Origin of the sequence: Asanoa sp. WMMD1127 (assembly GCF_029626225.1) — a bacterium.
In the GTDB taxonomy this organism is placed as follows: Bacteria; Actinomycetota; Actinomycetes; order Mycobacteriales; family Micromonosporaceae; genus Asanoa.
In genome coordinates, this window is record NZ_JARUBP010000001.1 from 5,016,624 (window position 1) to 5,027,500 (window position 10,877).

The following is a 10,877-nucleotide window of genomic DNA, read 5'->3' on the forward strand; positions in this document are numbered from 1 at the left end:
GGTCGATGATCGGACGCGCGGTCTTTCCCGTCGAGCCCTGGTCCGTGCGCGAACCCGCGCTGCACTCGGAGCTGCTGGCGCAGACCGAGTCGGTGTTCGCGCTGTCCAACGGTCACATCGGCCTGCGCGGCAACCTCGACGAGGGCGAGCCGCACGTCGTGCCGGGCACCTACCTCAACTCGTTCTTCGAGGAACGTCCCCTGCCGTACGCCGAGGGTGGTTACGGCTATCCCGAGCAGGGGCAGACCGTCGTCGACGTCACGGACGGCAAGATCCTGCGCCTGGTGGTGGACGACGAGCCGTTCGACGTGCGCTACGGCGAGTTGGTCGCCCACGAGCGGGTCCTCGACCTGCGCGCGGGACTGCTGCGACGCGCCGCGGACTGGGTCTCGCCGACCGGCAAACGGGTGCGCGTCCGGTCGACCCGGCTGGTGTCGTTCACGCAACGTGCGGTCGCCGCTATCGAATACGAGGTCGAGGCCGTCGACGACGAGGTGCTGGTCCGGGTCCAGTCTGGTCTCGTCGCCAACGCGCACGAGCCCGCGCGTTCCGCGGATCCGCGGGCGGCCGCCGCTCTCGATCGGCCCTTGGTCGCGGTGGACCAGGACCAGGAGCAGCACGGCGCGATCCTGCTGCACCGCACCCGCCGGAGCGGCCTGCTGATGGTGGCCGGCATGGACCACATCGTCGAGGCGCCCGCGGCGTGCGACGAGGAGACCGACGTGCGACCCGACTGGGCCCGCACCACGTTCACCTGCGTGCTCCAGCCGGGGGAGCGGCTGCGGGTGGTCAAGTTCCTCGGATACGGCTGGAGCGCCCGGCGGTCTCCGCAGGCGTTGCGCGACCAGGCCGCCGCCGCGCTCAGCGGCGCCCGGCACACCGGCTGGGACGGGCTGGTCGCGGCGCAGCGGGCCTATCTCGACGAGTTCTGGGACGCCGCCGACGTGGAGGTCGACGGTGATCCCGTGCTGCAGCAGGCGGTGCGGTTCGCGCTGTTCCACGTCCTGCAGGCGGGCGCCCGGGGGGAGCGGCGCGCCATCCCGAGCAAGGGCCTGACCGGCCCGGGCTACGACGGGCACGCCTTCTGGGACACCGAGGGCTTCGCGCTGCCGCTGTTGACCTACACCCGGCCGGAGGCAGCGGCGAACGCCCTGCGTTGGCGGTTCGCGACCCTGGCCAAGGCCAAGGCCCGGGCGGCGACGCTGCGGCTGGCCGGAGCGGCGTTTCCCTGGCGCACGATCGCCGGCGAGGAGTGCTCCGGCTACTGGCCGGCCGGCACCGCGGCGATGCACGTCAACGCGGTCATCGCGTACGCCCTGGAGCGGTACCGGATCGTCACCGGCGACCTGACGCTGGACCGCGAGTGCGGCACCGAGCTGCTCGTCGAGACGGCCCGGCTATGGGCGTCGCTCGGCCATCACGACAGCGAAGGCGCCTGGCACATCGACAAGGTGACCGGGCCCGACGAATACAGCGCGATCGCCGACGACAACGTCTTCACCAACCTGATGGCCGCCCGGAACCTGCGCGCGGCCGTCGACGCCTGCGCCCGCAACGAAGACGTCGCCGCGCGGCTCGAGGTGACCGGGGAGGAACGGGCGGCGTGGGCGCGGGCCGCCGAGGCCGTCCACCTTCCCTACGACGAGGGTCGCGGCGTGCACCCGCAGTCCGCGGGATTCACCCGCTACGCGCCGTGGGACTTCGAGGCCTCGCGGGACCAACGCCCGCTGATGCTGCACTCCCCGTACTTCGTGCTCTATCGCAGCCAGGTCGTCAAGCAGGCCGACCTGGTGCTCGCCATGCACTGGTGTCCGGACGCGTTCACCGCCGAGCAGAAAGCCCGCAACGTCGACTACTACGAGCGCATCACTGTCCGGGACTCGTCGCTGTCCGCCTGCACCCAGGCCGTGATGTGCGCCGAGGTCGGCCACCTCGAGCTCGCACACGACTACGCGTACGAGGCTGCCCTCGTCGACCTGCGGGACCTGCACCACAACACCCGCGACGGTCTCCACATGGCGTCGCTGGCCGGCACCTGGTCGGCCCTCGTCGAGGGCTTCGGCGGCCTGCGCGAGCACGACGACCTGCTCGCCCTCGACCCGAGGCTGCCGGCCGGCATCGACCGGCTCGCGTTCCGCCTGCGCCGGCGCGGCGCGCGCCTGCTGGTCGAGGTCGACCACACCACGGTGCGGTGCAGCCTCCGCGACGGCCCGGGCGACCCTCTGGCCCTGCGGCTCTACGACGAGGTCGTCGAGATCCGCCCGGGCGCGCCGGTCGAGCGGGCCGTGGCTCCGCTGACGCCGCTTCTTCCGCCACCCGGACAGCCACCAGGGCGTGCGCCGCGGCCGCACGCGGAGGTGGTGGACTGAGCAGATCGTCGAGCCCGCTCTGCTCCACTGTGGACGCTGGGCGAGGAGCGTTGGGCTCGCGCTCGGGCGGCGGGATGGGTATGGTGCCCGCAGGTGTGCCGGGAAGTCTGGTCGGCGAGGCGACCCCCACTGTCCGGAGGCCGGTCATGCGCGCACCTCTTCGTCACGCACCCTTCTCCTGTGTCGAGTCGTCGACGCCCGCGATGCGGGTCGACGCGTGAGCGTCACGGCATGGCTCGCCATCGCCATCTTCGCGGTGGCCTACGCGTTCATCGCGACCGAGAAGATCCATCGCGTGGCCGCCGCGCTCGGCGGCGCGGCGCTGATGTTGGTGATCGGGGCGACCGACGCGGAGCACGCCTTCTTCTCCGAAGAGGCCGGCATCGACTGGAACGTCATCTTCCTGCTGCTCGGGATGATGCTGATCGTCGCGGTGCTGCGCCGGACCGGAGTGTTCGAGTTCGTCGCGATCTGGGCCGCGAAACGGGCGCGTGGCCACCCGTACCGGCTGATGGTGATCCTGGTCCTGGTGACGGCGGTGGCGTCGGCGTTCCTCGACAACGTGACCACCGTGCTCCTGGTCGCGCCGGTGACGTTTCTCGTGTGCGATCGCCTCGGCGTGCCGGTCGCCCCGTTCCTGATCGCCGAAGCGCTGGCGTCGAACATCGGTGGAGCGTCCACGCTGGTCGGCGACCCGCCGAACATCATCATCGCCAGCCGGTCCGGCCTGTCCTACAACGACTTCATCGTCCATCTCGCGCCCATCGTCGTGTTGCTGTTGCTCGCGTTCCTGGGCCTGTGCCGGTGGTTGTTCCGCGACGCGTTCCGCTATGACCCGCAACGGGCGGCGTCGGTGATGGCGCTGCGGGAACGCGACGCCATCACCGACGTGCGCCTGCTGGTCGTCTCCCTCACCGTGCTCGGCCTCGTCACGGTCGCGTTCGTGCTGCACACGGTGCTGCACCTGGAACCCTCCGTGGTCGCGATCGTCGGCGGCCTGGTGTTGCTGGCCGCGTCCCGGCTCGATGCCGGCGAGGTCGCCCGGGACGTCGAGTGGCCGACACTGGCCTTCTTCGCCGGCCTGTTCGTCATGGTCGGGGCGTTGGTCTCCACCGGCGTGATCGACCGCGTCGCGCAGGCCGCCACCGACGCGGTCGAGGGCCGCCTGCTGCTTGCCTCGATGGTGCTGTTGTGGGGGTCGGCGGCGCTGTCGGCGATCGTCGACAACATCCCCTACGTGGCGACGATGAGCCCGGTCGTCGCCGAGTTGGTGCAGGCCGACTACGGCGGCCAGGACCCGCAGGTGCTGTGGTGGTCCCTGGCCCTCGGCGCCGACCTCGGCGGCAACGCCACCGCCATCGGCGCGTCGGCCAACGTCGTCGTGCTCGGCATCGCCGAACGTGCCGGCCGGCGGATCAGCTTCTGGGAGTTCACCAAGTACGGCCTGGTCGTCACCGTCATCACGGTGGCGCTCTGCATGCCGTACCTCTGGCTGCGCTACTTCGCCTTCGCATGAGCGAGGCGGTGGTGACCCTCGCCCGGGTCAGCAAGCGGTACGGCGACGTGGTGGCCGTCGACGACCTGTCGCTGCGGATCAACCGTGGAGACATCTACGGTCTGCTCGGCCTGAACGGCGCCGGCAAGACCACCGTCATCCGGATGCTGCTCGGCATGGTCCGTCCGACGACGGGCACGGTGTCGGTGTTCGGCGTGCCCGTGCGCCCGGACGCGCGGCGGGTCTGGGCCCGGGTCGGCTACCTGGCCGGGCCCGCGAGCGCCTACCCGGAGCTGACGGTGCGGCAGAACCTGGAGCTCCACGCGCGGCTGCACCACCTGCCCGACCGCCGGGCAGCCGCGGACGACGTCATCGCCACCCTGAACCTCGGGCCCTATGCCGGCCGCCGGGCAGGGACGATCTCGCTCGGCAACCTGCAGCGGCTGGCCCTGGCCAAGGCCTTGCTGCACCGCCCGGAGCTGCTGGTGCTGGACGAGCCGGGCAACGGCCTCGACCCGGCGGGCGTGGTCGAGTTCCGTGCCCTGATCCGCGACCTCGGCGTCACGGTGCTGCTGTCCAGCCACGCCCTGGGCGAGGTGGCGCGGGTCGCGTCGCGCATCGGGATCATCCACACTGGACGGCTCCGGCGTGAGTTCGACGCGGCCGCGCTGGCGGCGGCCACGCGGCCCGAGCTGTTCGTCTCGACCCGCGACGACGGGGCGGCGACGACCGTCCTCCAGGCCGCCGGATATCAGCCGCGGACGGGGGAGAACGGGATCCGCCTCGGCGACCCGCGGGCCGTCGAGGCGCCCGAGGCCGTGTCGGCTCTGTTGGCCAGCGCCGGGCACCCACCGACCCGCCTGGTGGTGCGGGCGGATGACCTCGAGACGGTGTTCCTGCGCACCATCGGCGGCGAGCATGCGTAACGCCGTCCTCGTGGAAGCGTGGAAGCTTGGTCGCTCGCGGCTGGCCTGGCTGACCGTCGCCGCGTTCAGCCTGGCGGTCGCGGTGTGCGGGCTGTTCACCTATCTGCAGGCCGCACCCGGTCGCGCCGACCGGCTGGGGCTCGCCGGGGCGAAGGCGCAACTGGCCGGCGTCAGCGCCGACTGGCCGTCGTACCTCGGGTTGCTTGCCCAAGCCGTTGCCGTCGGCGGATTCCTGATCTTCGGGCTCACCGTCATCTGGATCTTCGGACGCGAGTTCAGCGATCGCACCGTCCTCGATTTGCTGGCGACCTCGACCTCCCGGGCTTCCATCGTCCTGGCGAAGTTTCTCGTCGCGGGAACCTGGTCCGCTCTCCTGGCGGTCTACGCCGCGCTGCTCGGCCTGGCCTTCGGTGGTGCCCTGCGGCTGCCCGGCTGGTCCTCGCAGGTCGCCGGGACAGGGCTCGGCCGGCTGCTCGGCGCCGCCGTCCTCACCGCGCTCGTGGTCACCACTCTGGGGCTGGCCGCCAGCCTCGGCCGGGGATACCTGGCGGCGGTCGGGGTGTTGTTCGGCGTCCTGTTCGCCGCGAGATCACCGCGGCGCTGGGCTTCGGCCATTGGTTTCCGTACGCCGTGCCTTCCGTCGTCAGTGGCGCGGCGGGTGAAAGCGCGGCGCACGTCGGCGCGGTCGGCTATGGCCTGGTGCTGCTGGTCGCGGTGGCCAGCGTGGGCGGCACGGCGGCGGTCTGGCGGCACGCCGACCAGTCCGGCTGACGTATCGATAGGGCACGGACCCTAGCGGCACGGGAACGGATGCGGTGGTATAGAGAAACCCCTTCTTTGGATCGGTCCGATGTCCACTGACGAGAAGCACCCCTACTCGATCATCCCGGCGACGCTCGGCGGCTGCGTCGCGGTCGCCCTCACCGCGCTCGCCGTCCGCGTCGCCGTCCCGGGCACCGCCGAACGAGTGGTGATCGTCGCCGTCGCGGTGGGCGTTCTCTCGGCGTTGTTGCGCGACACGCGGCCGTGGTTGGCGGTAGTCGCCGTCGGGGCGGTCGCAGTGGTCGTCCTCGCCGGTGCCGCCTACCTCTTCACGATCGGCGTCGCCGCGTTCCTGGGCCGCGGACAGCGCTGGATCCGTTCGCCCCGAACTCTCGCCCTCGATTGGCACACGCCGCCCGACGCCCGACGCCGGTGAGCGTCACCTGTGCGAGATGCGTCCGGCTCCCGCCGGGGGCCGGGTCTGGCCTGCCAGCGCGAGCGAGGCGATGAGGACCCCGGCCAGGACGCCGCCCCAGGTCAGCGACTCCCGCATCGGGAACGCGAGCGAAGCGACCACGAGCCACGCCCCGGCGATGATCAGAGCTCGGCCCAGCACCACCCGATGTCTGGTCAGGACGCCGAGCAGGGCGGCCAGCAGGAGCACAACAAGGCCGGTCACGAAGGTGATCCAGCGTCCGGCGGCCCGCTCGCCGAGTACGAACGGTGAGACCATCACCCAGCAGGCGACCAAGGCGATCACGGCGGCCGCCACGGTCGGGTAGCCCACGCGGCTGAGTCGCCGGCGCGGCCGCTCCGGTATCCCGGCCCGGTTCGTGGGGCTAGCGTCGCTGGTCATCTGGCCTGTCCTCGCGAGAGACTGGCGGCGGCTCGAACGCGACGGGGGTGGGGAAGCCCGGGTACAGGTAGCCGGGGCTCCAGTAGGGCATGTATCCGTAGTAGCCGTAGAGGCTCTCGAAGTAGGGTCGTTGGTCGACGAGATCGGGGTCGTACGCCGGCGCCTCCGCGACGTCCTTGCCCGCCCGCGACAGGTGCACCTCGTCGTCGGTGACCCGCGCCACCGCGTCGACCGGCACGAACGATGGCGTCGCGCCGAATCCCAGGATCCCGCCGTGTTCGACGCGGAGGAAGCGCACCTCCCGCGCATCTGCGTCGATCAGGAGATCCTCGACCTTCCCGACCTCTTCACCGGCGTGGTCGCGAACGGTGCGGCCGCGTACGTCCTCCGCAGGGTCGGCGACCGTCTGCCCGCTGTCGCTGAGCCGGACGAGTGTCCCGGTCCGGTCCGTCATGCCTCTGCCCTCCTTCGTTGTCGGGTGGGCTCTTCTCGACCGGCTACCCGGATCGGCCGCGCCTTACACCGCTGGTCGGCGAGGGGCACGGGTCGGTGACCGTGTGCTGGGCCGTTCGGGCGGCGGCGCCGTCGGCGGCCCGGACGGCCACCCACCATTCCGTGGTGTACCGCAGGGCCGGGCGTTCGCCCCGCGCGGTCGTCCCGGCGTGGACCAGGGCCGTGCGGGTCGGCGTGGTGGCGGGACCGCGCAGCACCAGGGTGGCCGAGGCCAGCTGTCGGGTGGCGTCGACGAAGACGGTCAGCCGATAGGAACGGGCGCCGGCGGAGCACGCGACGCGGGCCGTGGCCGCGACGGCGAAGGGCACCGACGGTCCGGGGGAGTCCAGGCTTGCCGCCGGGCTGGCAGGCCTGGGTGGCGGTCCGGTCGCAGGTGGGGGGAGCAATCGCGGCTCGGCCTCGTCGGCGGCCGTTGCCGGGCTCTCGGTGGTCGAGGGCGTGGGCGCGGGGGAGCGGGCGGCGACCGGAGGGGTCCGCGAATCGGCCACGGCGCTCTCCACCGGCGGCGGAGCGGGTCTCGAGAGCAGCAGCGCCAGCGCGATGACGACGGCGGCGGCCGCCGCGACGGTCATGCCCCCACGACGGTGCCGCCGGCGCACCGGGAAGCCGGTTGCCCGGTCCAACTCGGGTGCGTCGGGCGCCGGTCGGTCGCGCACGGTGACCACCACGGCGAACGGACCCGCGGTGTACGCGCCGATCAGCGCCGACGGGCTCAGCAGAGCGCCTCGGGTGGCGCGGCATCGGTCGCAGTCGTCGATGTGGCGCGACAGCCGCTTGCGCAGCAGCGGGTCGAGTCGACCGTTCCAGCCGACCAGCAGCGCGCGCAGCGGTGGGCAGGTCGCCGACCGCGCGACGAGCAGGACGCCGAGCGACCGCTCGAGGGCGGCCCGGGCTCGGGAGAGTCGGGCGTGGACGTGGTTGGCTGGCAGGCCGAGGACGGCGCCGAGGTCGTCCGGCCGCAGCTCGTGCCGCAGCGCCAGGTGCAGGATCTCGCGGTCCCGGGCTGCCAGGCCGTCGATGGCGGCGTGCACCAGCTGACGGACGTGCGCCGTCTGGACGTCCCTGGCGAGGTCGGGGTCGGTCGATGGCTCGTCGAACTCGGCGGCCGCCTCGCGGCGACGGGCCCGCGCCTGGCGCAGGCACTCGTGCCGGGCGATGGCGTACAGCCAGGCGAGTAGCCGCTCGGGCGCGCGGAGTTGGGCCGCCCGCTGGCCGGCGATCAGGAAGGTGTCCTGGACGACGTCGGCGGCCAGGTCGGCATCGCGGAGCAGCGAACGGCAGTAGGCGTGCAGCCGGGGCGCGTAGCGGTGGTATGCGTGTTCGAGCCCGCGCGGATCACCCGCCACCATCGCCGCCACCACGGCCCGGTCGTCCATCCCTGGCACGGTAGGTGCTCGCTTCTCGCGGGGCGGCGGCCCTGCCTGCTTTCCGACAGGCAGGACCGCCGGCGTGCCGGTCAGAGGATCAGCTCGCCGATGTACTCGGCGATATCGGTCGCATGGTCCGCCGGGTCGGTCAGCTCCGCCCGGTTGATCATCACCGCGACGACCACGTCGTCGTCGGGGTAGACGATCAGGTGGGTGTCCGAGCCCAGCTGACCGCCGTTCTTGGCGGCCGCCCGATGACCGTCCTGTGTATACGTTCCCCAGCCGTACGCGTAGCTCCAGCCGTTGGCGCCGCCGTTCCACACGTACTCGGTGTCGGCGTACACCTGACCCTGGACCACCGCCCGGCCGAAGCGCGCGAGGTCACGGATGTCGCTCTCCACCCCGCCCCCGAGCGTCTTCCAGGTGGTCTCGTCCGGGTCGGCCGCGTCGTTGTCCGCGCCGGTGTAGAGCGTCGCGCGCCGCACGCTGGTGTCGGTGATCTGCTCCTGGCGCAGCGTGTCCAACCCGAGCGGCTCGCTGATCTCCTCGCGCACGAGCTGCTCCACGGTCCGGCCGGTCGCTGCCTCGAGCCCGGCGCCGAGCACGGTGTAGCCGTGGGTGCTGTAGAGCGACGAGGCGCCTGGCACGCAGGTCGTCGAGACGGTGTCCGTGCCGCTGTCGTAACTGCGCAGCGGGTCGTCGTCGAACTCCTCGACCGCGGTGGCCGCGTCCGGGTACCAGGTCTGCGCGAGCTGACTGTCGGTGGTCTTCTCCTTCTCCCACTGGACAGCGTCGACGTCTTCGAGCGTCGAGCTCTCGTTGTTGGCGTAGTGCCGGACGCAACCCCGGTTGGCGGCGAGTTGTTCGAAGGTGGCGGAGTGCTGGACGGCCAGCCCGGTGGCGTGGTCGCGAACGGGATCGTCCCGCTGGAGGGCGCCCTGTTCGTGCAGGCGCATCGTCAGCGCGCCGCCGGCCGCCTTGCTGATCGACGCCCAGCGCAGCACGTGACCGGAGTCGAGCCAGACGTCGTCGGCGATGTCGGCGTGGCCGAAGCCGCGGGTGTAGGTGAACTCGCCGCCCTCCAGCACGGCCACGGCGACGCCGGGCACGTCGTCCTCGGCCATCTCCTGGGCGATGTGGTTGTCGACGGCCCGCTTGTGTTTCCATATTGGACGATCGCTGTTCTGGCGCTAGATGGCGGCGTAACGCACGCCGGCGGTCGTCTCGTACCGGCCGACGAAGATCTGCCGGTAGCCCTCGTCGGCGTCGCGGTGCCAGTTGTTCGCGTAACTGTGCGCGGACATCTCGCGCCGTTCGATCCAACCACGGTGGGTGCGGTTCTCCACCCAGATGCCGCCGAACAGCTGGGTGCCCGCCGAGGCCCCGGCCGCGGCGCCGATCGCCGAGTCGAACGACAGCATCCGGAACTCGCCCTGGTATGCCGCGAACGTGGTCGCGAACTGGGCATCGGTGAGATCGTCGTGCAGGTGCCAGGCGAGGTGCTCGGGATTGTCGAGCACGACGACGCCGTAGCGCAGACCGGCGCTCGTGCGGAACATGTCGAAGTCGATCGGCATGCGACCGGCGCGCTTCTGGTCCTTGACGAAGGTGCGCAGCTCGCCGACGGTCAGCCCGTAGCGGGCCGCCCACCCGAGTCCCTCCTTGTTCTCCACCCAGGCCGCGGCGACGTACCACTGGCCCTTCCACGGGTAGAGCTCCCGGTCGACGAGGCGCAGCCCGTCCCGCTCGGCTTCGGCGAAGGCGGTGTCGTACTCGGGTTCGGTCATCACCGTGTCGACGAACCAGCGGCGCTTGTCGGCGTTGTGCTGGAAGGCGCCGCCGAAGGACGGCTCTCCGGTGAACGTGTCGACCTCGAGGTCGACGGGCAGAAACCCGCCCTCGACACCCCATTTCTGCAGATCGGCGTCGAACTCGACCATCGTGCGGTCCCGCAGGCCGGCCCATGCGGTCTCGTCAGGGTCGAAGACGGCGGACGGCTGGCCCGGATGCCCGCTCGCGGCGGGCGCTCCGACCAGCAGAGCGGTCATGGTCGCTAGGGCCACGCCGAAGCGGACGGCCCGTCTGGACCCGATGTGGATCATGGTGTTCTCCCGGTTCGGTCGGTGTGTGGACACCGACATGAGCCGGGGTAACGCCGGTCGCCAACGAGTTCTTCGTGTCCGCTAGCCGACAGCTTGTGGGATCACCCGCCGCCCCACGGTCGGGTCGGCTGGAGCACGGCCTCGCTCAGGGCGCGTGTACGCAGGTGCGTGATCCGCTGGTATTCCGGGTCGGCCACCATGGCGCTGAACGCCCGGCGGGACGGGTAACGCACGAGCAGCACCGCGTCCCACTGCTGTCCGTCCTCGGCGACGAGCGGCGAGGCGCCGTTGCCGGCGTAGAGGACCTCCGCTCCGTGCCGTGGCGCGATCGTGTCGCGGAAGGCCTGCGTGTACTGGCGGTAGAGGGCGCGTCCGCCCTCGGCGAACCGCAGCAGGTTGAGCATCACCACCGGTTCGTCGGGGCTGTCGGCCAGAAACTCTTTGAGGGCGGAACCGGTCGGATCGACGGCCATTGCCAACCTCCGGA

11 protein-coding genes are annotated in these 10,877 nt (G+C 71.7%); 5 read left to right on the plus strand and 6 right to left on the minus strand.

Features of this window, described 5'->3' with window-relative positions; genetic code table 11:
* Positions 1-5 precede the first annotated feature (5 nt).
* The 5 genes from O7635_RS24095 (at position 6) to O7635_RS24115 (ending at position 5,988) form a co-directional block, all read left to right on the plus strand.
* Positions 6-2,369, plus strand: a complete 2,364-nt coding sequence (locus tag O7635_RS24095) for a glycosyl hydrolase family 65 protein (protein ID WP_278082730.1) — start codon at positions 6-8, stop codon at positions 2,367-2,369.
* A 217-nt stretch (positions 2,370-2,586) separates the two neighbouring features.
* Positions 2,587-3,885, plus strand: a complete 1,299-nt coding sequence (locus O7635_RS24100) for an ArsB/NhaD family transporter (RefSeq protein ID WP_278082731.1) — start codon at positions 2,587-2,589, stop codon at positions 3,883-3,885.
* The gene (locus tag O7635_RS24105) at positions 3,882-4,790 is read left to right on the plus strand and encodes an ABC transporter ATP-binding protein (RefSeq protein WP_278082732.1); all 909 of its coding nucleotides are present in this window, start codon (positions 3,882-3,884) and stop codon (positions 4,788-4,790) included. The genes O7635_RS24100 and O7635_RS24105 overlap by 4 nt, the downstream gene beginning before the upstream one ends.
* Positions 4,783-5,586: an ABC transporter permease gene (locus O7635_RS24110; protein ID WP_278082733.1), complete on the plus strand. Its 804-nt coding sequence runs from the start codon at positions 4,783-4,785 to the stop codon at positions 5,584-5,586. The genes O7635_RS24105 and O7635_RS24110 overlap by 8 nt, the downstream gene beginning before the upstream one ends.
* Before the next feature lie 54 nt (positions 5,587-5,640).
* The gene (locus O7635_RS24115; protein WP_278082734.1) at positions 5,641-5,988 is read left to right on the plus strand and encodes a hypothetical protein; all 348 of its coding nucleotides are present in this window, start codon (positions 5,641-5,643) and stop codon (positions 5,986-5,988) included.
* A gap of 3 nt (positions 5,989-5,991) precedes the next feature.
* Here O7635_RS24115 and O7635_RS24120 read toward each other — a convergent pair whose 3' ends face one another.
* The 6 genes from O7635_RS24120 to O7635_RS24145 form a co-directional block, all read right to left on the minus strand.
* Positions 5,992-6,408 (minus strand): hypothetical protein, encoded by a 417-nt coding sequence (locus O7635_RS24120; RefSeq protein ID WP_278082735.1) that lies wholly within the window; start codon positions 6,406-6,408, stop codon positions 5,992-5,994.
* Entirely contained in the window at positions 6,392-6,862 is a 471-nt protein-coding gene (locus O7635_RS24125; RefSeq protein ID WP_278082736.1) for a PRC-barrel domain-containing protein, read from the minus strand. The genes O7635_RS24120 and O7635_RS24125 overlap by 17 nt, the downstream gene beginning before the upstream one ends.
* 43 nt (positions 6,863-6,905) lie before the next feature.
* A complete protein-coding gene (locus O7635_RS24130; RefSeq protein WP_278082737.1) occupies positions 6,906-8,297 on the minus strand; it encodes an RNA polymerase sigma factor in 1,392 nt (463 codons plus the stop codon).
* Positions 8,298-8,377: 80 nt separating this feature from the next.
* Complete coding sequence (locus tag O7635_RS24135) at positions 8,378-9,457, minus strand: serine hydrolase domain-containing protein (protein WP_347405343.1); 1,080 nt, start codon at positions 9,455-9,457, stop codon at positions 8,378-8,380.
* Between the two features lie 21 nt (positions 9,458-9,478).
* On the minus strand, positions 9,479-10,336 hold the full coding sequence (locus O7635_RS24140; protein ID WP_278082738.1) for a hypothetical protein: 858 nt from the start codon (positions 10,334-10,336) through the stop codon (positions 9,479-9,481).
* Positions 10,337-10,491: 155 nt separating this feature from the next.
* Positions 10,492-10,863 carry a DUF1330 domain-containing protein gene (locus tag O7635_RS24145; protein ID WP_278082739.1) on the minus strand — a complete coding sequence of 124 codons (372 nt, stop codon included), beginning with the start codon at positions 10,861-10,863 and terminating at the stop codon, positions 10,492-10,494.
* Between the last annotated feature and the right edge of the window lie 14 nt (positions 10,864-10,877).